This is a genomic window from Paraliomyxa miuraensis (genome assembly GCF_026337845.1).
GTDB lineage: Bacteria > Myxococcota_A > Polyangia > Nannocystales > Nannocystaceae > Paraliomyxa > Paraliomyxa miuraensis.
On the sequence record NZ_JAOVZF010000161.1, the window covers coordinates 550,187 to 576,219 of the forward strand.

At 68.6% G+C, this 26,033-nt stretch carries 12 protein-coding genes; 6 read left to right on the top strand and 6 right to left on the bottom strand.

What is annotated here, in order from left to right; all coding sequences use genetic code 11:
• Positions 1 to 31: 31 nt before the first annotated feature.
• Positions 32 to 3,298 carry a methyltransferase domain-containing protein gene (locus OEB96_RS37605; protein ID WP_266221714.1) on the bottom strand — a complete coding sequence of 1,089 codons (3,267 nt, stop codon included), beginning with the start codon at positions 3,296 to 3,298 and terminating at the stop codon, positions 32 to 34.
• Between the two features lie 285 nt (positions 3,299 to 3,583).
• Between OEB96_RS37605 and OEB96_RS37610 the strand changes: the two genes are divergently transcribed.
• From OEB96_RS37610 to OEB96_RS37625, 4 genes are all read left to right on the top strand, one after another.
• Positions 3,584 to 3,988: a hypothetical protein gene (locus OEB96_RS37610; RefSeq protein ID WP_266221715.1), complete on the top strand. Its 405-nt coding sequence runs from the start codon at positions 3,584 to 3,586 to the stop codon at positions 3,986 to 3,988.
• A 236-nt stretch (positions 3,989 to 4,224) separates the two neighbouring features.
• The gene (locus tag OEB96_RS37615) at positions 4,225 to 5,868 is read left to right on the top strand and encodes an adenylate/guanylate cyclase domain-containing protein (RefSeq protein ID WP_266221716.1); all 1,644 of its coding nucleotides are present in this window, start codon (positions 4,225 to 4,227) and stop codon (positions 5,866 to 5,868) included.
• A gap of 164 nt (positions 5,869 to 6,032) precedes the next feature.
• Positions 6,033 to 6,488 carry a c-type cytochrome domain-containing protein gene (locus OEB96_RS37620; protein WP_266221717.1) on the top strand — a complete coding sequence of 152 codons (456 nt, stop codon included), beginning with the start codon at positions 6,033 to 6,035 and terminating at the stop codon, positions 6,486 to 6,488.
• Positions 6,485 to 7,960: a multiheme c-type cytochrome gene (locus OEB96_RS37625; protein ID WP_266221718.1), complete on the top strand. Its 1,476-nt coding sequence runs from the start codon at positions 6,485 to 6,487 to the stop codon at positions 7,958 to 7,960. The genes OEB96_RS37620 and OEB96_RS37625 overlap by 4 nt, the downstream gene beginning before the upstream one ends.
• 13 nt (positions 7,961 to 7,973) lie before the next feature.
• Here the strand turns inward: OEB96_RS37625 and OEB96_RS37630 are convergent, their stop codons facing one another.
• Positions 7,974 to 8,435, bottom strand: coding sequence for a FixH family protein (locus OEB96_RS37630; protein ID WP_266221719.1), 462 nt, complete (start codon positions 8,433 to 8,435; stop codon positions 7,974 to 7,976).
• Between the two features lie 169 nt (positions 8,436 to 8,604).
• Between OEB96_RS37630 and OEB96_RS37635 the strand changes: the two genes are divergently transcribed.
• Together OEB96_RS37635 and OEB96_RS37640 are read left to right on the top strand one after the other, a co-directional pair.
• Entirely contained in the window at positions 8,605 to 9,648 is a 1,044-nt protein-coding gene (locus tag OEB96_RS37635) for a hypothetical protein (RefSeq protein ID WP_266221720.1), read from the top strand.
• 80 nt (positions 9,649 to 9,728) lie between these two features.
• Complete coding sequence (locus tag OEB96_RS37640) at positions 9,729 to 10,715, top strand: hydantoinase B/oxoprolinase family protein (protein ID WP_266221721.1); 987 nt, start codon at positions 9,729 to 9,731, stop codon at positions 10,713 to 10,715.
• On the opposite strand, the gene OEB96_RS37645 is transcribed toward OEB96_RS37640, so the two are convergent.
• From OEB96_RS37645 to OEB96_RS37660, 4 genes are all read right to left on the bottom strand, one after another.
• A complete protein-coding gene (locus OEB96_RS37645; RefSeq protein ID WP_266221722.1) occupies positions 10,716 to 11,756 on the bottom strand; it encodes a hypothetical protein in 1,041 nt (346 codons plus the stop codon).
• Between the two features lie 139 nt (positions 11,757 to 11,895).
• Entirely contained in the window at positions 11,896 to 23,829 is an 11,934-nt protein-coding gene (locus OEB96_RS37650) for a tetratricopeptide repeat protein (protein WP_266221723.1), read from the bottom strand.
• A 426-nt stretch (positions 23,830 to 24,255) separates the two neighbouring features.
• Positions 24,256 to 25,167, bottom strand: a complete 912-nt coding sequence (locus OEB96_RS37655; protein ID WP_266221724.1) for a tetratricopeptide repeat protein — start codon at positions 25,165 to 25,167, stop codon at positions 24,256 to 24,258.
• Between the two features lie 292 nt (positions 25,168 to 25,459).
• Positions 25,460 to 26,033, bottom strand: a 574-nt coding sequence (locus tag OEB96_RS37660; protein ID WP_266214559.1) for an AgmX/PglI C-terminal domain-containing protein, incomplete at its 5' end; no start/stop codon positions are given.

Here is a 26,033-nt window from a genome sequence, read left to right on the forward strand (position 1 = left end):
GCGGGAAATTACTCCACCGCCCGCCACCCAGTCAAGCCTTCCCCTTCGACCCCGCGTCCTCCCCGCGATCCCTCACCAACGCCACCGGAGACGGCTTGGGAGCGCCCTTGTCCCCCGGCGGCGCCTTCGCCTCGTCCTCGGGCCACTCGTCGTCCCCGAGCGCCTCGACCACCATCCGCGAGTTCGACCGACTCGCCGCCGGGCTCGACGTGCTCCCCTGCCGATCGTGCACCGACCGCCCGGGTGCCCCCGCCTCTGGCGCGCGCCGTGGCCCCGTGGCCTCGTCCGCCCCGCCCCGCGGCACCCCCTCGAGATCCACCATCGAGCTGCCGTTGCCGCCGCCTCCGTTGCCGCTGCCCATCTCCAGCTCGGCGAACAGGTCGTCCACCTCCTGCCCCGTCTCACCGCCCGCCCGAGCCGTCGACAGCAGCCCGTCGGGACCGATCCCCGCCCGCGCCAGCTTCGCCCGCTCGCTCGCCAGCAAGCGCTCCTGCTCGAGCGCCCGGGCCTGCGCCGCCGCCAGCAGGTTGCGGCCGACCTCCAGCTCGTCGTGCAGCTCGTCGATCTGCTCCTTGTGCTTCTCGAGCTGCGCCAGCCCGGCCGCCAGCCGAGCCGCGTTGCGATCGGCCGCGTCCGTCATCTCCCAGATCCGCTGCTCCGCGCTCTCGAGCAGCATCAGCAGGTGCTCCTGCTCCTCCGCCCGCACCGTGACCTCGAGCTCGAGCATGCGCACCCGCTGTCGATCGGCCCCGTTGTCGTCCGACAGCGCCTCCACCCGCGCCAGCTGCTCCACGTGCCGGCGCGCCGCCTCGGCCAGCATGCCCTTGAGCCGCCGGATCTCCTCGATCGCCTCCTCGGGCCACTGCTGCTCCTGCAAGAGCGTCGGCCCTTCCTCCAGATCGGCCTGCCGATGCAGCGCCAGCTCGATGTCCGCGTTGGCCTGAGCCGCCGTCTCCAGCTCGCGCCGCAGCCGATACAGCTCCGCCCCGTCCGATTCCTCGCTCGAGACCACCTCTTCGAGCTCTTGCTCGCGCGCCCGCAGCCGTCGTCGCAGCGATTCCTGCTCGGCCGCCTCGACCTCGACCCGCCGCTGCAGCTGCTCGGCGCTCGCCTCGGCCTTGCGCCGCTCGGCTCGCTGCTCGTCGAGCTGACGCTGCACGTCGGCCAGCGACGACGCGAGCTGCTCCGCCTCCAGCGACTTGACGTCGAGCTCGCTGCGCAGCGCCGCCACCAGCCCTTGCTTGTCGTCGGTTCCCTGGCGCAGGCGCTCGAGCTCCGCCCCCTGCTCCTGGAGCTGCTGCTCACGGCGCCTGACCAGCGCCAGCGCATCCTGCTCGCGCGCACGCGCCTGCTCGAGCTGCTCGTTGCGCTCGGTCAGCTCACGGCTGCGCGTCTGCAGCTCCACGCGCAAGCCGGCCATGTCCGCCGACTCGGTGGACATCGCCTCGAGATCGCGCCGCAGCCTCGCCACCTCCTCGTCGCGGCTGCGCAGCAGCCCCAGGCTCTCGGCTCGCTCCACCTCGAGCGCCCGCAGCTCCTTGCTCAGCTGCTCCACCTCGCGCGAGCGATTGGCCTCGGCCTGGTGGGCCCGCTGCGCCTGATCCCGCAGCCGCTCCAGCTCCGATCCCGTCCGAACCGCATCGAGGCGCTCCTTCTGCAGCTCCTCGCGGGCCTCCCACAGCCGCTCCTCGAGCCGCTGGATCTCCGCCGCGCGCTTGGAGAGCTCCTCGCGCAGGTGGTCGCGATCGCGAGCCACCTCCGCCATCATCCGCCCTTGCTCGTAGCCCTTGGCGGCCGTGGCCGAGAGCTCCTCGGCGCGCGATCGCGTCTGGTCGAGCAGCGTCTCCTGGTGCTGCAAGCGCTCGCGCAGCGCCTGCAGCTCGCCCGTCAGCCGCGAGGCCTCGACCGCCTTGTTCGCCAGCGCCTCCTGATGCTCGGCATGTCGGCGCCGCACCTGCTCGAGCTCCGCCTCCACCCGCGCCGCGAGCTGCCGCGCCCCCTCGCGCTCCGCAATCGCCACCTCGACCTGGTGCGTCAGCCCATCGCGCTCCTCCGACAGCTCGTCGAAGCGCTGCTGCAGCTCCCCGCGCGACGCCGCCTGCGTCTCGAGCTCGCGCGTGCGGGCCTCGACCCGCTCGGTCATCCGCGCCAGCGACTGCTCCAGGTCCTTGACCGTGGCCGTCAGCACCGCCAGATCGGTCGTCTTGGTGCGAAGCTGTGCCTGCAGCTCCTCGCGCTCGGCCTCGGTGTCCTCGTAGGCGGCCTGGCTGCGCTCGAGCTGCTGCCGCAGCGAGTCGAGCTGACGCGGGAGATCCTCGTCCCGCGCCTCCGACAGCGCCTGCTCGAGCCCCTGAGCCCGCGCCTGGGCCTGCTCCGCCTGCTCGCGCAGCGCGGCCACCCGCTCCTCGAGCCCCTCCTCGAGCGCCCGCGCCCGCGTGCGGGCCTGCGACACCTCGGACTGCAGCGCCTGCACCCGCCGCCCCAGATCCTGCTCGAGCGCCCGCGCCCGCGCCTGGTGCCGCTGCGTCTCGTCGCGCGCCGCCTGGAGCTGCCGCTCCACGCTGCGCTCGAGCTCCTGTGCCTGCGTGTCGGCCTCGAGCACCTCCGCCTGCAGCGACGCGATCTGCTGCGCCAGCGTCGCCTCGCGCACCCGCGCCTGCCCCAGCTCCTCGCGCAGCGCCTCGGTCTCCGCCCGAACGGCCGGATCGGGCCCCACCAGCTTGGGCGGCGCCTGCTCGGCCTCCGGCAGCGGCACCAGCAAGCACTCGGCGGTCAGCCGCTCCACCAGCTTCGCCGCCGGTCGCTGCCGAAACGCCACCGCGAGGTAGTGGCTCGCCTCCGGCAGCTCCTCGAGCAGCCCCTCGTCCAGGGTCAGCGCCGGCGACGAGCCGGGCGAGCCCTCGTCGAGCACCGGCGCCAGGCTGAAGCCTCGCCACGGCATCTGCGCCACCATGTACGTGCGCTCGAACGTCGCCGACAGCTCTTCTTCGAGCGTCCAGAAGTCCACCCCATCGTCCGGGCCCGGCGGGTGCCGGATCCACGCCGCGAACACCCCGCCCGGCCGCAGCACGCGATAGGCCTCGTGCAGCAGCCCCTCGCGATCGCTGGTGCTCAGGCTGCCATACGACTCGATGCACACCACCATGTCGATGGTCGAGTCGCCGCCCGGGATCTTGGGCACGCCTTCGTAGCGCTCGGTGCCCGGAATCGGCGGAAGCTCGCCGCCCACCACGATCACCCCGCGGGCACCTGCCGCCAGCAATCGACGTGGTCCCTGGGGATCGGTCGGCGCTACCACCACCACGCGGCGCGTCGCCGCCCACCGCTCGAGGGCGACGTATGCAGGCAGGTGGTGCACGGATGACTCGACGGCCCGCGATCATAGCGGCGGCGCTTGCAAACCTCCATCCATCCGGCCCCGGATTGCCTCGGGGCCGACTCGGCCCCCCGGAGCCGGGCTGCTATCATTCCACCACGTCCACCCAGGCGGGTCCGCCGCGTCCAAGCCCTGGCCCGATCTCGGCCCGATCACCGATCCCGACTCCGGTCCCGCTCCGGTCCCATTCCGGTCCCATTTGCGGTCATGGCCCAGCCCATCAAGTACAAGAAGCCTCGCCGCATCAACGTCGTGAGCGTCAGCGTGGTGCTGGTGCTGGCGGCGGGGGCCTATGCGCTCTACCAGTGGTTCCCGCTCTACGTGAAGCGCAACGAGGCCCACCGCGTGCTCCAGGAGACCGGCTCCAAGATCGCCGGTCGACCCGTGATCTACGAGGAGGACACCAAGGTACGCGAAGAGCTGCGCCGCACCATGCAGCGGCAGCTCGTCGAGATCGGCATCGACGACCCCCAGATCGAGACCTGGATCGAGATCGAAGGCAAGGTGGTCAAGGTCGGCGTCGTCTACTCGTCCTACTTGGAGTGGCCCTTCGACGTGTTTCCTCGCCACGAGCGCATCGATCAGGTCGAGCACGAGGTGGTGGTCCCCTGATCCTGCTAGCCCTACCAGCCCCGCCAGCCCAGCGAGTCCCAGCCGTCGTCTGGCGACAGACCCGTGGCGCCGGGGACCCGAACCTCCCCACTCCAGGAATGGACTCCCTTCATGCCGCGGCCCCGCCCACTCGATCGCCACTCCGCAGCCGTCTGCGTGATGCTTCGCACGGGTTCTGGGCATCGTGTTGATCGAAGCCCTTCCGTGACCTACGATGCGTTTTCGACGATTCGGCGATGAGTGCCCGGCTGATCCTGGTCAGCGGTGAGGGTCCCTCCGAGTACCCCCTGGCCGCCTTCAATACGATCGGCCGTCACCCCGACAACACGGTGCAGGTCCTCGACCGCATCGTGTCCAAGGAACACTGTCGGATCACCCGGGCCCCCAGCGGCGGCTACGTGCTCCGCGACGTGGGCAGCCTCAATGGCAGCTTCGTCAACGGCGAGCGCGTCAGCGAGCGACCCCTCGCCCCCGGGGACCAGATCACCCTGGGCAACACCATCCTCCGCTTCGAGGACGACGACGCCGGCCAGCAGCAGCAGCAGCAGGCTCGGCTGCGCAACGTCACCATGGCCGGCGGGGGCCTGTTGCAGAGCCAGGTACGCAGCCGCCTCGACGCCTCGGCCCGCTTCCTGCCCGCGACCGAGATCGTCGACATCGAGGCGCTCAAGAGCGACTACGAGAAGCTCCGCATCGCGCACGAGCTGTCACAAAAGCTCAGCATCGAGTCCGATCTCGACCAGCTCCTGCAGCAGATCGTCGACGAGACCTTCGCCATCATCCGCGCCGACCGGGCCGTGATCCTGCTGGTCGACGACGAGGGCGAGCTCGAGCCCCGCTACCTCCGCACCAAGCGCGAGGACGACTCGATCAAGCTCAGCAGCAGCATCCTCGAGGAGGTCAAGAACAACAAGAAGGCCGTGCTCAGCTCCGACGCCACCGTCGACGAGCGCTTCAAGGCGGCCAAGAGCATCATCATGCAGGGCATCCGCTCCACCATGTGCGTGCCGCTGCTCTACGCCGACCAGCTCGTCGGCGCCATGCACATGGACTCGATGCTCACAACCGGCGCCTTCACCGAGAAGGACCTGCAGCTGTTCCAGGGCATCGCCACCCAGGCTGCGATCGCCATCGAGAACCATCGCCTGGCCAAGAAGATCGAGCGCGAGGCGGCCACCCGCGCCGAGTTCCAGCGCCTGCTCTCCCCCAACCTCGTCGAGCAGATCGTCAACGGTGCGCTCCAGCTCGACAAGGCCGGCACCAAGCGCGTGGTCACCATGCTCTTCGCCGACATCCGCGGCTTCACCTCCATGAGCGAGCGGACCGCCCCCGAAGAGATGGTCAAGACCCTCAACAGCTACTTCGAGATGATGGTCGACGTGCTGTTCGCTCACGGCGGCACCCTCGACAAGTACGTCGGCGACGAGCTCATCGGGCTGTTCGGCGCCCCCGTGTCGATCCCCGAGGCCCCGCTGCGGGCCGTTCGCTGCGGGCTCGAGATGCAGCGCGCGCTCGAGGAATTCAACCGCATTCGCGTGGCCAACGGCCAGGAGGCCATCCACATCGGGATCGGCATCAACACCGGGCCCGTGATCGCCGGCGCCATCGGCTCGTCGCGCACGCTCCAGTACACCGTGATCGGCGACCCCGTGAACATCTCCTCGCGCCTGTGCAGCGTGGCCAAGGCCGGCGAGGTGATCATCAGCGAGCACACCATGCGCGCGGTGCAGGCCGACGTGGTGCTCGAGCCGCGCGAGGCCGTACGGGTCAAGGGCAAGTCGCAGGCCCTGGAGATCTACTGCGCCACCGGGCTGCCCGATGAGCCCACCGGCACCCGAGCGACCCAGGCGGTGAACACCGGGGCACATCGCATCGGCTGACCGCGCGAAATTGGGACGACGCACCGCGCTCCACCGGGCGTACCACCAAGCGTCATCCTGGCTCGTGCATCGCCGTCAATGGCGCCAACCCGTGCGACCACCCGCCGCACGTCATCCGTTGGCGTGACCACCCCCCCACCCCACGCTAGACTCGGCGGGCTCCAATGATCGCGTCCTCGCGCTCGGCCACTCCGCGAATGCTCGCGCTCGCCACGACCCTGGTGCTCGCTGCCGCGTGCAACGACGACACCGGCGACGACGAGGGCTCCGCCTGCGTCCCCCGCGACGCCTCGGCCTGCATGCCGCTCTACGAGCCCACCTGGGACCGCGTCTTCGAGCAGACCCTCGTTCCGCGCTGCGGGACGGCGGGTGCCGCGTGCCATGCCGACACCTCGGCCATCGGCGGCGGCGGAGGCTTCGTCGTCGGCGACATGACATCCACCCACGCCGCCTTGATCGACCACGGGTTCATGGTGCCGGGTGATGCAGCGTGCAGCGAGCTCATCGTGCGGCTCGACACCGACGACGACGCGCTCCGCATGCCCCCCGGCTCGCAGACGATCGACGAGCCCGAGCGCTGCGCCGTCGCCCAGTGGGTCGAGAACGGAGCGCCCCCATGAGCCGCAAGCACCCACCAGCCCATGCCTGGCCGCTCGTGCTCGCGGTGCTCGCCGGCTGTCCCAGCGACCCCGATCCCCCGCCCGCTCTCGACCCCAACGAGCGCCTGCTCGACCCCGCCACGTGCGAGGAGTGCCATCCCACCCACTACCGCGAGTGGCTCGGCAGCATGCACGCCTATGCGGCCGAAGATCCCGTGTTCCGGGCCATGAACGCTCGCGGCCAGCGCGAGACCAACGGCGAGCTCGGGGACTTCTGCGTGCGCTGCCACGCCCCCATGGCGGTGGAGCTCGGCCTCACCACCGATGGCCTCAACCTCGACGAGGTGCCCCAGCACCTGCGCGGCGTCACCTGCTTCTTCTGCCACACCACCGAGTCCGTCGGCGGTGCACACAACAACCCGCTCCAGCTCAGCGGCCAACGCACGATGCTGGGCGCCATCCACGATCCCGTCGACAACGACGCCCACGCCTCGGCCTACTCGCCCCTGCTCGACTCCGCCACCATGGAGTCCGCCGACATGTGCGGCTCGTGCCACGACGTCGTCACCCCCAATGGCGTCCACCTCGAGCGTACGTTCGTCGAGTGGCAGGGCAGCTTCTTCTCCGACGTCGATCCGCTCTCGGGCGGCCCGGCGATCTACGGTCAGCGCTGCGGCACCTGCCACATGGGGCGCGCCATCGAGGGCCCCATCGCCGACGCTCCCGGCGTCCGGGCCGATCGCCTCTACCACCCCCACGCCATGCAGGCCGTCGACGTGGCCCTGCACGACTGGCCCGACGCCGAGCTCGGGCCAGAGCTACGCGCCGAGCAGCTCGAGCTCATCGAGTTCCAGCGCAAGTCCGCGCTGTGTGCCTCCATCTGCGTCAACCCCCGCGACGACGGCGGCTCGGACCTCGACATCTACCTGCACAACGAGTTCTCGGCCCACTCGTGGCCCAGCGGCTCGGCCCAGGATCGGCGAGCCTGGCTCGAGCTGCGCGCGTTCGCGGGCGACACTCCAGCGCTCGAGCTCGGCATGCTCGACGACGTTCAGCCCCTGTCCACCATCGCCGACGACCCCCTGCTGTGGCAGTTCCGCGACTGGATGCGCGACGCCGCCGGCCAGGAGGTCCACATGTTCTGGGACGCGGAGCAGCTCGAGAGCAACCTCTTGCCCGCATCCGAGATCCTCAGCCCGTTGGGCGACGCCTCCACGTGGAGGGCGCGGCGCTACGAGGTCCCCGGCACCGCGGTCGACCGCGTCACCACGCGCCTGCGCCTGCGCCCCATGGGACTCGACACCCTCGACGATCTCGTGGCGAGCGGTGATCTCGACCCGGCCTTCCGCGACCAGATCACCACCTTCGACGTCACCCCCACCGTGCTCGAGTGGACCCCCGACACGGCCACCGAGTTCGAGGGCTACGGCCAGTGCGTCAGCAGCAGCAGCAGCTGTGGTGCACCGCTGATCGGAGCGGCGCCTCCCTCGTAGCCCGCGGCCGGCCTCACTCCACGCACACCTTGAACACGACCGAGTCGGACGCTCCGCTCGCGTCGGTCACGTCGAGCGTGACCTCCCAGTAGCCGGCCATGAACAGGTTCACCGGGGTCGCCTCGTACTCGCCCGCACCGAGCTCGGTGATCTCCGCCTCGACCGGAGTGCCGTGCCCGTGATCGGGCATCCACGGCTTGAAGCCGATCGTCGCCCCCTCCATCGCTGCCCCGTCGGGGTCGGTCACCATCACCGTCCACATGTTGTCGCCGCGGATCGGCTCGGCCGGATCGGCCTCGACGATCGACACGGTGTGCAGGTCCCCCGTCTGGCTCGTGCCCACCGTGAACGCCTCCGCGCGGTCTTCCTCGGCGCAGGTTCGCGGCTCGGAGGAATCATCCGACGTGCCATCGTCGCCATCGCACCCACCGAGGGCGAGCATCGTCACGAGCAGGGCCATTCCACGGGAGCGCATTCGATTGGCGAGCATCATGATTCTCCGGGCAGTTCGAGTATGGCCCATGCGACGTTACGCGACAGGTCGGAGAAAGGATCGCTGCGACCCATCGTCACGCCTGCTGGCGCCAGACCCGCGTGATGCCCGCCAGGACCGCCCGGCGTGCTATCGTGAGCGTCGATCTCCCATGAGGATCCGGTCGTCCATCGCGCTCGGCCTCGGCCTCGGGCTGGGGCTGTCTCTGAGTTGGGCGCCTTCGCTGGCCCAGGCCGCCAACGGACTGCGTCCGCGCACCCCCGCGAAGTTCGCCAGCGTGCCCTGCATGCAGACGATCGCCCCGGGTGACGTGCTGCACATCGACTACTCCGTCGACTACGACGACATCGAGCTCACGCCCGACGAGCTCCCCGACAGCCGCAAGCACCAGTGGTTTGCCTTCTCCAAGCAGCTCTACGACTTCGGGTTCCCGATCTGGATCAACCAGAGCGACTACGACCGTGCCGAGCAAAATGGCGACATCACCGTGATGTTCGGCCCCGAGGACATCCTCGACACGAGCGCCGTGTGGCCAGCGGGAACCTCGGTACGGATCACCCCCGATGATCCCCGCCTCCCCATCACCATGGAGCAGGCGGCCATGGGCATCGACTGGGACACCACCGGGGTCGGCCCAGGCACCTGGCTCGTCGCCGCCTACACCTGGGAGCCCGAGAACAACCTGTGGTCGCCGCGGTTCGGGGCCGTGCGCATCGAGGATCCCGCCGATCCCGAGGCCGGCGGCCCCACCGTGTTCCTTCCCTTCGACGACGGGCTGTTCGTGTTGCGGGGGGAGCCCCTCGCGCTCTCGGCCTGCGTCGAAGCTCCCGGCGGCTCCACCTTCACCGCGTCGTGGGCCACCGTCGACGGCGTCAACGAGCCGCAGTGGGTTCCCTTCATCGAGGACGAGCCCGTCGCGTCGGGAGACCTGTCCGTGGAATTCGTGCCACCGGCCGAGGCCGGGACCGCGGTCAAGGTTCGCATCGAGGTCACCGATCCGGCCGGGCGCAGCTACGTGGCCTTCACCCCCCGCACGATCGCGGTGAGCGGAGAGATCGCCGAGGACGACACCGGCGGAGGCGAGGACGTCGGCGGAGGTGAGGGCTGCGGAGGCTGCCGCACGGCGCCGTCGAGCCCTGGCCTGCTCGTGGGGCTGGGGCTGCTGGTGCTGGGCTCGTGCCGCCGCCGCCGCTGAGCGCCGCTCGAGCGTGGTCAGCCAACGGCCACGGCCCGTTTGCAGGCCGGGCCCGAGCCGAGTAGATCGCCGCCACGCCCATGAGCTTCTCGACCCTGCGCGACCGCCTGCCCGTGCTCGCTCCTGGCCCCGTGCCCTCGACCCCGTGGCCTCGCATCGGTCGCGGTGGTGCCTCGTTCTCCGACGATCTGGCGCTCCCCGAGGGCGGCCGGCTCGGCGTGCGGGTACGGATCTCCGACCGCGACGGCGGCGGCTACTGCATCGATCTGCGCGACAGCGACGAGCGCGATCCCTCGGGCCGCTTCGGCCTCGACGAGCCGCACCTGCGGACCGCCTGTGCGCTGGCCCTCGGTCATGCCCTGGGGGAGACGCCGAGCCAGGCATGGGCCGACCGTCTCGAGCTGCTCACCGACCCCGCCACCTGGATCGGCACCAGCCCCGACCGGGATCCCGCGGCTCTGGCCTTCGGCATCGCGCGCACCTTCGACGCCGTGCTCGGTGCGTTCGCCAACGCCTGGCCCGGCCGAGTGGGTGCAGGCTCGTGCAGCCTGGGGGTGCTCGTCGAGCTGGGCACTGGTCACGAGGTGCTGATCACCGACGTCCTGCCCGGCGGCGAGGGGGGTCGGCCCGATCGTCCCGGCCGCTCCGCATGGGGCGGGCCGGTGCTCGGCAGCACCCTCGACCAGACTCCGACGATCGAGGGCATCACCATCGAGACCAACTCCCGCGAGGGCTCCGGTGGCATGGGCAAGCACTCGGGGGGCGATGGCGTCGTCCGGCGCTACCGAATCCAGCATCCGCTTCGGGCGGAGCTCGCGTTCGACCGCGTCCGCAACCCGCCGCACGGCATCGACCGCGCGGGCCCTCCCGAGGGCACCTTGGTGCGGCTGCACCGCCCCGGCGCCGAGCGACCGCTCGCGGTCGTGCCGTGGGTCCCCCTCGAGCTACCCGAGGGCTCGACCCTCGAGATCCTCACCTGCGGCGGCGCGGGCTGGGGCTTCCCGGGCTACGGCGACATCGAGTGGGATCCGAGCGAGTGGTTCGGGAGCAAGAACGAAGACGGCTGATCACGCCGCCTGACGCCCCTCCACGGCCAGGCCCAGCGCGCGGCGAGCCGCGAAGTAGTCCTCGCTGATGCTGTAGAGCACCAGCTCGTCGAGCTCGTCGCGAGGGGACAGCATGGCACTCACGCCCAGCGGTGCCGCCTCGCACGAGATCATCGTGCTTGCGTCCCGGAGGTCGCCCGCGAGCAGCAAGCCCACGCGGCACGCCGTCAGCTCCGCGGCCGCAACCCACTGCTCGACGTCGATCGACCGCCCCCGAGCCACCATCTTCGTCAGCACCACGCACAGCTGGTCGCGAGCCCGGGGCTGCATGCGGCTGAAGACCTCGTGGGCGATCTGGTCGAGCGCCCTTCGATCGCCCTCCACGGGCAGACCCACCCGGTGCAGGCACGCCTTGAACACCTGCTTGACGGCCTGTACCGAGCGATCGAGCGCCACGAAGCAGAAGTGCGGCGGATAGAGGTCCATCAAGTACCGGCCCAGCGCGAACGCCACCTGTCGCTCCGTCTTGCACAGCAGCAGGTTCTGGAACACCACGACCGACGGGTACAGCCGACCGTCGCTCTTGACGTTCAACATGGCGAGATCGCCGGGTTCCTTCGCGCGCAAGTACAGCTCCGGCCTGTCCACGTCGAGCACGTCGGTGACGTACTCGGTCATCCGCGAGATCAACAGCTGGTCCCTGGTCACGTCGATGCGAGCCTTGCGGCTCAGGGAGGGCGGCAGCTCGGTCGCACGCCATACGGCCACCGCCGGAGCAATGAGGCCGAGCACCGCGGAGACATACGGGTCCTGATCGGGATGGCACACGTGCCGCCGCAGCACGTCCTCGGAAAGCCGGTACCGGGCCATCTCCATGCCAGGTGCATGGAACTGAGCCGCAAACGCCTCTTCCTGCGGCGTGGCCTGCTCGAGGAAGCACAGCGTGGCCGCCACCCCCTGCGCTTCGTCCAGCCGATCGTTGCGGCGGTAGAGATCGAACAGGGCGTGGTAGCTCTCGAAACGGAGATTGTCAGCGTCGATCAGGCTCTGGTGCTCGCGCACCGCAGCAATTACATCCCTTGGCGTCATCCCGGGCCGCTCAACCTCGCCGCGGTGCCCCCTATGTCCACGCGCCGTCCGAATTGCGAGAGGGAGCCGGTCCCCCGGCTCCCTCTGCTCGAACCCGCCCCAGAACGGCGTATCAGCCGGTCACGTTCAGGCCTACCGCGCGACGCGCGGTGAAGTAGTCCTCGCTGATGCTGTAGAGCACCAGCTCCTTGATCTTGTCGCGCGGCGACATCGTGGCCCCCACGCCCAGCGGCGCCTGCTCCTGCGAGATCATCATGCCGGCGATCCGCAGATCACCCGACAGCAACAGACCCACGCGGTACGAGGTCAGCTCCACCGCCGCCGCCCAGCGCTTGACGTCGGTCGACCCGCCGGCCTCGATGAACTTCTGCATGAGGCTGCGCAGCTGATCCTTCGCCGCTGGCTGCATCCGCCCGAAGATCTCGTTGGCGATCTGGGTCAGTGCCGCCACGTCGCCCTGCACCGGGAGGCCCACGCCGTGTAGGCAGGCCATGAACACCTGCTTGAGCGCCTGGGTCGAGCGATCGAGGGCCACGAAGCAGAAGTGCGGGAGGTACAGGTCCATCATGTACCGCCCCAGCGCGAACGCCAGGTGCGGCTCGGCCTTGCCCCGCAGCAGGTTCTGGAACACCACGATCGACGGGTGCAGCTGGTTGTCGCGCTTGACGTTCATCAGCGCCAGATCGCCCACGTCGTTCGGACGCAAGTACACATCGGGCTGGGCGACGTTGAGCACGTCCTTGACGTACTTGGTCATGCGCGAGAAGAGGGCCGGATCCACCGAGACGTCGATGCGCTCGTTGGAGTTGATGCTGGGCGGGAGCTCCGTGGCCCGCCATGCCGCCACCGCCGGGGCGATCAACCCCAGGATGCCGGTCAGGTACAGGTCCTGATCGGGGTGGAACACGTGCCGCCGCAGCGTGTCCTCGGAGAGCCGCTGACGGGCCATCTGGAAGTCGCCCCGCCGGTAGCGCTCGAAGTAGGCCTCCTCGTCGGGCGTGGCCTTCTTGAGGAAGTTCAGCACCGACGCCACGCAGAACGCCTTATCGACCTGCTGCGCCTTGAAGTAGATGTTGAACAGCGCGTGGTAGCTCTCGTAGCGGAACGGCTCGTTCGCGATCAGGATCTGGTGCTCGCGCACCGCTGCGTCGACGTATTCCTGCGGCTCATCGGTCAACAGGCGCTCGTAGAGCTCGGCCATCTTGATGTGCCGATCCACGTTGCCCGGCTCGAGCTTGGCCGCCACGTCGAACGCCGCCACCGCGGACTTGAAGTCGCGCAGACGCGTTCGGTAGATCTCCGCCAGGTTGTTCCACAGCGTGATCTTGAGCGCGTCGTTGCCCTCGGGCGGGAGCCGCTTGAGCATCTTGCGGTACGACCGCTCGAGCTTCTTCCAGTCCTTGTTCTTGGTGACCAGGACGTCGATCGCCTGGAACGCCTTGAGCATCCCCGGGTCGTCGTCGAGCACCATGTTGAAGCGATCGATCGACTCGTCTTGCGCGCCGAGCTCGTCGCGAAGCAGCACCGCCGCCGTGTAGTGGTAGCGGCTGCGGCGCTTGCCGTCCGACTCCACCTCGACGATGCGATCGATGGTGTGGATCGCATCCTCCCAGCGCTTGGTGCTGGTGTAGAGGTCGAGCAGGGTGTGCAGCAGCGGGTAGTCCTCGGGCCGCAGGTCCAGCGCCTGCCGGTAGGCCTCCGCCGCCTTGTCGCGGTTGGAGAGCTTCTCGACGTAGAGCTCGCCGATGTCCTTGTAGAGCGCGAACTTGGAATCACCCTCGTGGGTGATGTCCACCAGCGCCCGCTTGGCCTGGATCACGCCCTCCCAGTCGCCCGCCTGGGCCTGGAGGTTGATGATCGCCATGAGCGTCTGCTCGTGGTGCGGATCGACCTCGAGCGCCTTCTCGAGGTAGTTCAGGGCCTTGCGCGGCTCGTTCTGCTGGTTCTTGATCGTGCCCAGTCGGTAGTAGACGCGAACCGTGTCCTCGTCGGACTGCGTGTCGCGGTGCTGGACCAGGATCGTCTGGTACAGCTTGAACGCGCGCTCCCAGTCCTGCCGCTCGAACAGCAGGTCGGCCATGCCCGACAGCACCTCGTGGTTGGTCGAGTCGATGTCGTAGGCCCGCTTGTACTGCTTGAGCGCCTTGTCGGCGTTGCCCAGGGCGCGCGCCGCCTTGGCCGCGCGCAGGTACAGGTCACGCTGCTCGTCGGGCTCGAGCTGCAGCTGCTCCACCTTGCGGGAGAGCATGTCGAAGATGGGATCGGCGCCGCTGAAGTCCTGACGCTCGTACAAGATGCCCGCGAGCACCTTGCCGACCTTCGCGTGCTCCGGATCGAGGCTCAGCGTCTTGCTGAACAGCAACACCGCCTTGTTCTCGTCGTCGAGCTCCTCGTAGTTGATGAAGGCCGCCTCGGCCGCGAGGTTGGTCTTCTCGATGTTGTTGTGCGCGTAGTCGGAGGCCGCCTCGAGCACGCGCGAGGCCTTGAGCCAGTCCGAGCGCTCCTTGTAGATCTCGGCCAGCAGCACCATCGCGGGCACGTGGCCCGGGTTGATGTCGAGGGCCTGGGTCAGGCGCAGCTCCGCGTCCTCGGCCGCCCCGAGCTTCTGGTGCAGGATCCGCCCCATGCGGGTCAGCAGCTCGGTGCGCTGGTTCATGTCGCCGGTCAGCTCGGCCATCCGAGACACGGTCTCGATCGCCGAGGGCCAGTCCTCGATGCGCTCCTGCAGCTTGCTCAGGGTGTCGGCCGCGAAGTAGTTGTGCGGGTCGAGCTGCAGGATCTCCTGGTACGTGTCGATCGCCCGGTCGACGTCCTCGACCTTCTTCTCGTACACGTCACCCATCGCGGTCAGCAGGTGGACCTTCATCTGCACGTCGGGCGAGGCCTCGATGTGCGAGCGGTAGGTCTCGACCAGCTCCGTCCACTTCTCCAGGCCCATGTACAGCTCCTCGAGCTGCCGGTAGGTCTGGTCGCGGTTGGGATCGAGCATCACGATCTTCTCGAGCACCTCCGTGGCGCGCTCGCGATCGTCGGCCATGGTCACCAGGGCCTGCGCCATCTTCTCGTAGATGGAGATCTGCTGCTCCACGTCGGCCGTGGCGTCGAGCTGAGCCTCGAGCGTCTCGAGGTAGTCGGTGACCTGGTTGCCGCCGAGGTAGAGGCGCTCGAGCGCCGTCAGTGCGTCGAAGTCGGTCGGCTCCTGCGCCAGGATGTCCTTGTAGGTCTCGATCGCCGCGGCGTTGTCACCGAGGTTGGCCTCCTGCACGTAGCCGATGCGCTTCTTGAGGTTGATCGCCTCGTCGAGCTCCTCGCAGATCGCCGCTCGCCGCGACAACACCTGCACCTGGTCGAGCCACGCCGCCTGGACCTCGTGCAGTCGGATCAACGCGTCGAGCGCGATCACCGAGTCGGGATCGATCTCGAGCACGCGGCGATACGACTCGACCGAGCCGTCCACGTCGCCGAGCCGCACCTCGAGCACCTCGGCCAGATCGAGCAAGGTCTGGGCCTGATCGGCCGGCTCCTGCTCGAGTGGAACGATTCGACCCAGCACATCGGCCAGCTCGGGCCAGCTCTCGGCACGCCGATGGAAGCTGGCGAGCTCGCGTAGCGCCGACACGCTCTCGGGATTCAGCTCCAGCGCCTTCTCCAGCGACTGGATCCCATAGTCGGGACGCTCGAGGTGCTCGCCGTACCAGCGGCCGATCTTCACCCAGAGCTCACAGCGCTCCATCGGATCGTCGATGGTCTGCACCAGGCCGTTGTACTCGTTGAGCAGCTCGCTCCACTTGCCGGCCTCGGTCGCGATGCGCTCGAGCTCGCGCGAGGTCACGTCGTTGGCGTAGTCCACGTTGAACGCGGCCTGCAGGGTCGCGAACGCCATGTCCTGATCGCCCAGGCTCTGCTCGGAGACCCGCGCCGCCGCCTGCAGGCGCTCGACCTTGTCCTCGCGATCCTCGAGCGTCTCGGCCCAGGTGATGAGCAGCTCCACCAGCTCGGGCCACTGCTCGAGCTCGCGGAAGATCGCCTCGAGGGCCTCGTAGGCCGCGCGATGGGTCGGGTCGTTCTCCAGGATCTCCTGGTAGGCGCCCGCCGCCTGCATCTTGTCCTCGAGCCGCTCCTCCCAGATCGACGCGACCTGCATGAGGACGTCGATCTTGCTGTCGGTGTCCTCGAGCACCTTGACCTTGCTCTCCAGCACGGAGATGGCGTCGGTCCAGCGTCCCTCTTGCGAGTACAGCTCCTCGAGGGCGGCCAGTGCCTCCATGTCGCCGGGGTTGAGCTCCAGCACCTGGTGCCAGGCCTCGATGGCGCGCTCGGGGACCATCAGGTACTCGCCCTGGATGCGGCCGACCTTGGCGTACAGCTCGCGCTGCTCGTGGGCCGGCATCGCGTCGCCCCCCACCGCGAGCAGCTGCTCGAGGATGTCGATGAGCTCCACCCACGCCTGGTTGGTCTCGTAGATCCGGTGCAGGGCCTGCAGCGTGTCCACGTTGGCGCTGTCGAGCTCCATCGCGTTGAGCCACGCACCCAGGGCGTCGCGCTCGCGATCGAGTCGCTCGCCGTAGACGCGACCCAGGGTCTGGTAGGCGTCCACGCGGCCCGCTGGATCGTCGATCACGTAGACCTGCCGCTCGAGGATCTCGACCAGCTCGTCCCAGCGCTCGGCCTTCTCGTGCAGCGCGGCCAGCTCGCCCAGGGCCAGCGGATCCTCGCCCCGCAGGTCGAGCACGCGACCCCACATGTCGATCGCATCGCTCTCCCGGCTGAGCGTCTCCGACGCCAGCTTGGCCATGCGCTGGTAGCAACCAGCCATGTCCTCGTCGGTCTGCGCCACGTCGACCATCTTCTGGTACACGTCGAACAGCTCCTCCCAGCGGTACTGACCGAGGTAGAGCAGCTCGAGCCGCTCGAGCGCGGCGGTGTTGCGCGGGTCGTTGTCGAGCGCGCGGTTGTAGGCCGCGATCGCCTGCTCGGCGTTGCCGAGGTACTGCTCGTAGACCTGGGCCAGCCGCACCTCGAGCGCGACGATCTCCTCGCCGTCCATGGTGATGCGGATGCGCCGCTGCAAGATCTCGGCGAGATCCTGCGCCATGCCATGCGCGGAGTAGATGCGATCGAGGGCCGCGAGCGCCCCCCCGTGCTCGGGATCGATCTCCAGCACGTTGCGGAACGCCTCGATCGCTCGCCCGGCGTCGCCGACCTTCTCCTCGAGGATCCGGGCCGACCGTAGCAACACCGACTGGCGCACCTCGGGCGAGGGATGGTTCTCCTCGAGGATCTGCTCGCCGATGTCGACGATGTGGCTCCACGCCTGGGTGATCTCCGCGAGGCGCTCGAGTTCGAACGAGACCTGCTCGTTGAGCGGATCGTCGATGTACGCGCGCAGCCACCAGATGTGGGCCTCCTCGGCGTCGCCCAGGCGGCGCTCGCAGATCTCGGCCACGTTCTGGATGATGGACAGGCGCTCGACGGTGTCCTCGGTGTGCTCGAGCTTGACCGTGCCCAGCCGCACCAGCGAGTCCCAGCGCTCGGCCGAGTAGTAGATCGGCTCGAGGATCTCCGCGATCTCGGCCTGGTGCTCGCCCTCGGCGAGGATGAGCTCGAGCGACTCCTGGGTCTGCGAGTGGCTCGGATCGATGTTGAGGATCTCGCGATAGGCCTCGATGGCCGCCGCGGCGTCCCCGATGTTCATCTGCTGGATCTGGCCCATCCGGAAGTACAGGCCGATCACGTCGAGCTCGTCGGACGTGATCGTGATCTGCCGACGCAGGTTCTCCACCAGATCGGGCCAGCGCTCGAGGTGGGTGAAGATGCGATCGAGCGCTGCGATCGACTCCGTGTTCTCGGGGTCGATGTCGAGGACCGACAGGTAGCGCGCGACGGCCTGGTCCACGTTGCCAAGGCGCTGCTCGAGGATCACGGCCAGGCCCAGCAGCATCTGCACCTTGGTCAGCGGATCGAGGACCTTGTCGGCCTGCTCGGCCAGCAGCGCCGCGAACTTCTCCCAGTCCTGGGTGGTCTCGGCCACGCGGTGGAGCTGCTCCACCGTCTCCTCCGACTGCGGGTCGGTGTCGAGGGCGCGCGCGTAGGCGTCGAACGCCTTGTCGAACTCGCCGAGCTGTCGCTCGTAGAGCGCCGCCATCTGGTGGAGCCGCTCGATCTTCGCGAGCGGATCCTCGGTGTGGGTCACCATCACGTTGAAGATGTCGACCAGCAGCTCCCACTCGGCGAGCTGCTCGTAGAGCGGCGCGAGCACGTGCGCCGCGGCCATCGGCTCGTTGTCGCCGTGCACGATCCGATCGAGGGCCTCGATGGTGGGACCGTGGCTGTAGTCGTGGTTCAGCACCTCGCGGTAGGCCTCGATGGCCCGCACCATGTCGCCCAGCTTCTCCTCCCACAGGCCACCGATGCGGAAGCGGATCGAGGTCTGCTCCTGCGGGGTCTGGGCGGCATCGACGGCTCGCTCGAGGATCTGCAGCTGATCGAGCCAGCGCTCGGCCTGGCCGTAGAGCCGGTCGAGCGCCGAGATCGCCTCGTAGTCGGCCGGATCGAGGTCGAGGATCTGCTGGTAGGTGTCGATCGCCCGATCGATGTCCTGCAGCTCGGTGTCGTAGACCTGACCGAGCACGAACAGCGCGTTGCGTCGCTCGTCGGGATCCGTGGCCAGCTCGCTCTGGCGCTGATAGACGTCCTTGAGCTTCTCCCAGTTCTCGAGCTGGATGTAGAGCTTGACCAGCTCCTCGAGCGCCGTGTGATCGGCGTCGTCGATGGTGAGCACCTGCTGGTACAGGTCGATGGCGCCCTGCGGGTCCTCCATCACGCTCTCGCGGATGCTCGCGGCGTAGAGCAGCAGCCGCTTCTGGTCCTCGGGGTCCTCGACCATCTCCGACTTGCGGACCACGGCCGCCACCAGGGCCTCGAAGTTGTTGGTGCGACGGTGCACCTCGATGAGCGCATCGATCGCGTCGAAGTTGGCCGGATCGATGTCGAGGATCTTCTCGTAGCTGCCGGCCGCCTTGGCGGTGTCATCGAGCGCCGCCTCGTAGGTCTGCGCGACCTTGGTGAGGATGTGGACCCGAAGCTGGTCGTCGACCACGTCGTCCACCACGCTCTCGTAGAGCGCCACCATCTCGGCGTAGGCGCCCATCTGCGAGGTCAGGCGATCGAGGCGACCCTGGGTCTCCTCGTTGGCCGCGCTCTCCTTGAGCGCACGCCCGTAGGCATCGAACGCCTTCTCGAGCTCCTCGCCCACGATCTCGTGCAGCTCGCCGATCTGGTGCAGCAGCCCGATCTTCTCGCTGGGATCGAGCGAGTGCTTGACCATGATCTCGTAGGCCACCACCAGGCTGGCCCAGTCGTTGGCCGCCCGGTAGTTGGGCTCGAGGATCTTGGCCACCGACAGCTGGTGCTCGTGATCCTCGAGCAGGCTCTCGAGGGCCTCGAGCGCGGCGTCGTTGGTTGGATCGAGCTCGAGCACCTCGCGGTAGGTCTCGACCGCGAGGCCGGGCTGAGTGAGCCTGGTCAGGCGCACGTGGCCCAGTCGCAGCGAGAGCTCGACCTGCTGGGCCGAGTCGTCCGCCAGGGTCAGCTGACGCGAGAGGTTCTCGGCCAGCTCGCTCCACGCCTCGCCCTGCTGATACAGGCGGTCCAGGGCGGTGATCGCCGCCAGGTTGGCGTCATCATCGGCCAGGATCTCGTTGTAGGTCGCGATCGCGTCCTGCGGCTGACCGAGCAGCTCCTCTTGCAGCCGCGCGATCTGGAAGCGCAGCTGCTCGCGCGGCTCCGGATCCACGTAGAGATCGACCTTGGAGCGATAGACCTCGAGCAGCTTGGCCCAGTTCTCCTCGCGGGTGTAGAGCGCCTCGAGGGCATCGAGGGCGTCGGTGTTGGCGGGATCGATGTCGATCGCCCGCTCGTAGCACGCGATGGCCTTGGCGGTGTTGCCCAGCTGCCCGTCGTAGAGCACCGCGAGCTTGTGCAGCAGCGCCAGCATCAGCTCGCTGGGGAGATCCTTGCCCACCGCCTCTTCGAACAGGTCGGCGAAGTCCTGCCAGCGCTCCTCGATGCTGGCGATGTTCTCCAGCTCTTGCTGGGCGATCTCGCTCTGCGGATCGTCGCGGAACGCCCGCGCGTAGGTGTTGAACGCGCCCTCGCTGTCGGCGAGGTTGCGGGCCTGGATCGAGCCCATGCGCAGCAGCAGCACGCCGCGCAGCATCACCTCTTGCTCGGCATCGGCCTGGATGCCCAGGCAGCGCACCAGGTCGGCCCACGCCTCGAGCTGCTCGTACACGGGCAGCAGGATCGTGGCCACGTCGACCTTGAGATCCTCGTCCTCGAGCCAGGTCTCGAGCCGCCGCCGCGCCTCGTCGTGGTCGGGGAACAGCTCGAGCACCTGCCGATAGAGATCGACGGCGTCACGGGCGCTCTCGAGCTTCTCCTGCTGGATGATGCCCAGGCGCAGCAGCAGCTCGCTGCGTCCCTCGAAGTCGTCCTCCTCGCGCACGTCGAGCTCGCGCCGCAGGATGTCGGCCAGCTCGGTCCAGCGCTCGAGGCCCAGGAACATGCGATCGAGGGCCGCGAGCACCGCGGGATCCTCCACGCCGGTGGCGAGCACCGCCTGGTAGGCCTCGATCGCCTCGTCGGACTTGCCGAGCTGCTCGTAGATGTTGCCGATGCGAGTCTGGATCGCCCGCTGCTCGTCCTCGTCGGCCGCCAGCGTCAGCTTCGTGGCCAGTACCGACAGCAGGTCCTCCTCGCGACCCAGCGCCAGATACAGGCGCTCGAGCGACTCGAGCGCGGTGGCTTGCTCCGGATCGATCTCCAGGATCGCCTGGTTGGCCGCGAGCGCGGCATCGAGGTCGACGAGCTGACGCTCGTGCACCTCGGCCACCTTGAGCCGCAGGGGCAGCGAGGCGGGATCGGTGCCGTACTTTTCGATTGCGCCCTCGAGCGCCTTGGCCAGCTCGCCCCAGCTGCTCAGCGCCTCGGCCAGTCGCTCGAGGTGCTCGCGCACGTCGTCGGCGGTGTGGTCCTCGTCGAATGCCGTGCGGTAGTACTCGAACGCCTTGGTCTGATCGTTGGCGATGCGCTCGCTGAGGTCGGCCAGCCGACGCAGGAGCACCTGGCGATCGACGGGATCCTCGGTGTGGGCCAGCTTGATCTCGAGCGGCGGCGAGATGTGCCGCTCGTCGCCGGCCTCCTCGTAGAGCTCGATCAACCGCTCGGCCACCTGGAGGTTGCCCGGGTCGTCGGACAGCGCCTTCTCGAGGGCTCGGACCGCGCGGTCGGGCTTCTCCAGCTTGCTGCGGTAGAGCGCCGCGACCTTGAGCTGCAAGGTGGTGCGCTGCTCGATCTCGGTGGCCCCGTCGACCTCCTTCTCGAGCACGCGGATGAACTCGGCCCACTTGTCCTGCTTGGCGTAGAACGTCTCGAGGCTGTCCATGTCGCCTTCGGCGAGGTACAGCTTCTTGAGCGCGTCCTGGGCCCGGCGGTTCTCCGGATCGAGCTCGTGCAGGGACTCCCACGTGCGGATGGCCGCCTTGTTGTCCTCGATCTTGTCCGAGTAGAGCAGACCGAGCTTGACCAGGTACTTGCCGCGCTCGTCCGCGTTGTCGGTGACCTCGACCAGGCGCTCGAGGGTCGCAGCCAGCTCGGGCCACGCCTTCTCGCGCTCCTGCATGCTCTCGAGGTGACCGAGCGCCTCGACGTTGTCGGGATCGAGCTCGATCACCTGCGACCACAGCTCGATCGCGACGGACGGCTTCTTGATCTTGGCCCCGGCCGTGCGCGCCACCTCGAGCAGCTGCGCCTTGCGCTCCGCGGGATCCTCGATGAGCGCCAGCTCCTTTTGCTGGACGAACAGCATCTTCTCCCAGTCGCGACGGCGCTGGTACAGATCCTTGAGCTTGGTGATGGCCTCGACGTTGAGGTCGTCGTCCTCGAGCACCTGCTCGAAGCTCTTGATGGCCTCGGCCTGGTTGTTGAACTTCTCGAGGAAGAGGTTGCCCGCCTGGAGATTGAGCTCCTTGCGCTGCTCGGGATCCTCGGTGAGCTCGGCGCGACGCCGGATCCGACCGATGAGGTCGGGCCAGCGCTTCATGGCCTCGAACTGCTCTTGCTGGGCCTCCACCACCTTGAGCAGGCGCGAGGCCTCGACCACGCCCTCGATGGCCTTCTCGAGCGCGGCGAGGGTGGTGACCACCAGGCCCGGCTGACGCAGCTGATCGCGGTAGAGCGCGACGAGCTCCCAGTGCACCGCCTCCTTGGTGTCGATGTCGCTGTCGTCGGTGGTCTTGAGCTGATCCTTGAGCAGATCGACGACGTTGCTCCACTTGTTGGCGTTGGCGTAGAGCTCCTTGAGGCGGTTGCGAGGCAGCGCCTTGGTCGGCATCTTGTTGACCGCGTCGCGCCACGCGTCGAGGGCTCGCTTGCCGCCCTTCTTCTCGGCCTGCTGCGCGGCCTTGATGAGTTCCATCTCCTCGGCGGTGAAGGTCTCCTCGCCCAGCTCGCCACCTTCGGCGGCGGACTCGGGCTCCGACTCGGCTTCCGGTTCGGGCTCGGGCTCGGGCTCGGGCTCGGCCTCTGCCACCGGTTCGGGTTCGGGCTCCGGCTCGGGCTCGGGCTCCGGTGCGGCCTCTGCCACCGGCTCGGGCTCGGGCTCAGGCTCAGGCTCGGGTTCAGGCTCCGGCGCGGCCTCTACCACGGGCTCGGGCTCAGGCTCCGGTTCAGGCTCCGGCTCGGGCTCGGGCTCCGGCGCGGCCTCTACCACGGGCTCCGGCTCCGGCTCCGGCTCGGGCTCCGGCACGGGCACTGCGCCCGCTTCGGCGGCCGCGTCGACGTCGACTCCCATGTCCTCGGTCTCGAGCGGACCGACCTCGTCGAGGAACGATCGGATGATGGGATGCTGCGGAGCGGACTCCACCGCCTGCACGAAGAACGAGCGCGCGGTGTCCAGATCACCGAACTTGCGCCACGCCAGACGACCGGCGAGCAGGCCCACGAGCGCCGCGTCGGTCGTGTCCTCGATGACCATCATCCCGCGCTGAGCCAGCGGCACCAGCGTGTCGGCGTTGCCCGCCGAGTCGGCTTGCTCGACGAGCTTGAGATAGGCGGCAACGTGCCACGAGACCTCGCCGTCCTCGCCCGCGAAGTTGCCTTGCGAGTACGCGATGTCGAGCGCCTGATGGAAGAAGTAGGCCGCCATCTCGGGGTTGTTGAGGCGCACCTGCCAGACATTGGCGAAGTTGCGCAGCAAGCGAACCTTCTCCGAGAGGTCCTCGGTGAGCTGCGCACGGCGGTCTTGAAGCTTCTGCACGTGCTGCAGGTGACCACCGTCGGCCAGCAGGACCTCGGCGATGTACCCGGCCTCGTCGTTGCTGGGATTGGCGTCGAGCGCCTTGAACAACAGCGGCAACAGACGCTCGTCGGCGGGCGCCTCCTGCTGCAGGATGCGAGCGGCACGAAGGTACAGCGCCGACAGCTCGGCGCCCTTGCTCGCCACGTTGGCCGCGAGGGGATCGTCCTCGCCGGTGCGATCGCACAGCTGATCGTAGATCGCCTCGAGCGCCGCTTCCCACGCGGCGCGGTCGTACTGCGTCTCCTGGAACCGCGTGAAGTACTCGGGCGAGGCGCCCGCCGCGACGCCGAGCTTCTGCTTGGCCTCGTCGACGTTGCCCATGTTGAGCATCGCGCGACCGATGTCGTAGTTCAGCACCGGCAGCAGCTCGGGGTCTTGATTGAGCCGCAGCTCGAGACCCATGAGCTTGGTGACCATCTGGAGATTCGCCATCTCCTGATAGATCTGTCGGGCGTGGCGCAGCGCAGCGAGGTTGCGCTGATCGAGCTTGAACGCACGCTGGTAGGAATCCATCGCGCGCGCCTTGTCGAGGAAGAAGCTCTCGCACGCACGGGCCAGCTCGAAGAACGCCTTGGACTGCTCGGCCTTGTCGTCCGTTGCCTCGGCCTCCGCCAAGAACTCCTCGACGACGGCGTTCCAGTCCTCGACCTCCCGAAGGCGTTGTTTGATGCGCTGGGTCAGTTCCATCTGGGGCTTCTATCCTTCGAGACTTACAGAGGAATTCCGTCGCTCGAGCCAGGCCCGATATACCACGTGCAAAACCGCGGCTTCAACGACGTCGGGCGGGTGAACCGTGATGGGCATGGGATGGCCGGCGTGGCGGGCCGCCGCCGAGACCGGCAAGATGCGAGGCTCCAGCGGTCCTGGCCAGGGCACGGGCTGGACGGCCGAGCAGGCGATACGGATGGCCTGAGCGGCACCGCGACCTGGGCGCGGCAGCGGAACACCAGGTGCCGCAACGGTACGCCCAAAGGGACACGGCCTCCAAACCTCGGAGACGACCGCGTCGACTGGGACCACGGCACGGTCACGCGAGGAGGACGAGCGTCGGGGCCACCGGCGGAGGAGCAGCCGGCGTGCCCCCGCCCGTGGCCAACGGCTTGGAGGATTCGGTCAGATGACGTCCTGCATCCGGGCGACGGTATTGTTGGCGTCCTTCTTGAGGTGCTCGGGCACCTCCTGCCCGGCCCGCTGCAGGAACGCCTGCAGATGCTCGAGCGCCTCGGCTCGCATGCGGAGCTCGGCGTAGGACTTGCCCAGACCGTAGAGCACGTCGACCCGATCGGGATCGATGGCCTTGGCCTTCTTGAACGCGTCGACCGCCTCTTCATGCCGGTTGAGCTTGCTGTAGGCGCGGCCCAAGCCGTTCCACATCGACGCGTTCTTGTCGTTGACCTGGACGCCGGCATCGAGCACCGCCAGGCCCACGTTCGCGTGGCCGTAGTCGATGTACATGTTGCCGAGATCGACGAAGGAGTCGACGAAGCGAGCGTTGACCTCGATGGCCTTGCGGAACGCCTCGTCGGCCTGTATGGGCTGGTCGAGGCGATCGTAGAGCTTGCCGACGTGGTAGTAGGCCCGATAGTGGCTCGGATCGAGCTTGATGGCCTCTTGGAAGGCCGCAATGGCCTCCTTGTACTTTGCCTCTCGATCGGCCTGTGACACGCCAGCGGCCTCGGCCTGCGCGATGATCACCCGGCCGAGCTGGTACTGATAATCGGCCTTGGGCGCCTCGCTCATGTTGGCGATGGCGTCTTGGAAGGCCTTCTGCGCATCCACGAGCTTGCCTTGCTTGCGGTAGATCTGGCCGAGGTGGAAGTGCGCCTTGTCGTAGGTGGGATCGAACTCGATCGCCTCCTTGAGCGCCTTCTCGGCTTGCGAGGTGTTGTTCTTGGCCTCGTTGCGGATGCCCTCGTTCATCCGGTTGATGGCCTGGGCTCGGTTGCGGCTGGTGAGCTTGCAGCCGGGCGTGCTGGCCACGAGCATGGGCAGGGCAATCGCGAGGGCGAGGGAAACACGGCGCATCAGGTCTCTCTTGCTGGGGGGCGCGAAGCTGTCGGAGTTTATCCAGGCGGCCATCTGGTGACAAGCCGATCACCCGCGCAGCGGTCAGGTCGAGCGCCATTGGGGAAGGAGCGCCTCGCAGGCCGCGCGCAAGCTCCCCTGGGCAGAGCCCTCGAGAGGGCCTCGCAGGGGACACGGGGCGGAATGCGGGCGATGGAGCAGCCGATTCGGCCCACGAAACGACGAAGGGCCCGCCGCACTGGCGAGCCCTCCTGTCTGGTGACCCGTGCTCGGGGCCGAGCCCCGGCCGGCCTCAGCCGGGCTCGAGCACGAACGGGTACGTCACCACCGCGTTGCCGCCACCGGGCGGCTTGGGGAACTTCCAGCGCTTGACCGCCTTGGCCACGCAGTTGGAGACGTTGCTGTCCTTGATCGAGCTGTCGGCCACCACCGCCACCGGCACCGAGCCGGTGGGTCCGATGGTGAACTGGATCGCCACGCGGCCCTTGAGGTTGGGATCGCGGGCCAGGCCCTGGTTGTAGCAGTAGCGGACCTCGTTGATGTGTGCACGAACGACGCGACGGATGATGTCCTTGTCGAGCGCGCCCTTGACCGTGGCCTTGGCCTGGCGCACGCGAGGCACTCGCTTGCCGCGGCCGCCGAAGCCGGCGCCCGAGCCACGGCCGTAGCCCGAGCCCGTACCGCCACCGCCACCCTTGCCGATGAGGCCGGTGTTGCCGAGGCCGATGGTGCCCTCACCGGTACCACCACCACCGCGACCGGTGCCCACCAGACCGAGGCCACCGACGCCGAACGCCTCGCCGACCTCGGTGCCGGTCAGACCGCCCCACACGTCCTCGTCGTCATTGCCCACCGCAAACGCGGCG

Coding starts and splice junctions, on each gene's coding strand:
- OEB96_RS37610 (WP_266221715.1), top strand. CDS start 3,584: ATGGCCCAGCCCATCAAGTACAAGAAGCCTCGCCGCATCAACGTCGTG.
- OEB96_RS37615 (WP_266221716.1), top strand. CDS start 4,225: ATGAGTGCCCGGCTGATCCTGGTCAGCGGTGAGGGTCCCTCCGAGTAC.
- OEB96_RS37620 (WP_266221717.1), top strand. CDS start 6,033: ATGATCGCGTCCTCGCGCTCGGCCACTCCGCGAATGCTCGCGCTCGCC.
- OEB96_RS37625 (WP_266221718.1), top strand. CDS start 6,485: ATGAGCCGCAAGCACCCACCAGCCCATGCCTGGCCGCTCGTGCTCGCG.
- OEB96_RS37630 (WP_266221719.1), bottom strand. CDS start 8,435: ATGCGCTCCCGTGGAATGGCCCTGCTCGTGACGATGCTCGCCCTCGGT.
- OEB96_RS37635 (WP_266221720.1), top strand. CDS start 8,605: ATGAGGATCCGGTCGTCCATCGCGCTCGGCCTCGGCCTCGGGCTGGGG.
- OEB96_RS37640 (WP_266221721.1), top strand. CDS start 9,729: ATGAGCTTCTCGACCCTGCGCGACCGCCTGCCCGTGCTCGCTCCTGGC.
- OEB96_RS37650 (WP_266221723.1), bottom strand. CDS start 23,829: ATGGAACTGACCCAGCGCATCAAACAACGCCTTCGGGAGGTCGAGGAC.
- OEB96_RS37655 (WP_266221724.1), bottom strand. CDS start 25,167: ATGCGCCGTGTTTCCCTCGCCCTCGCGATTGCCCTGCCCATGCTCGTG.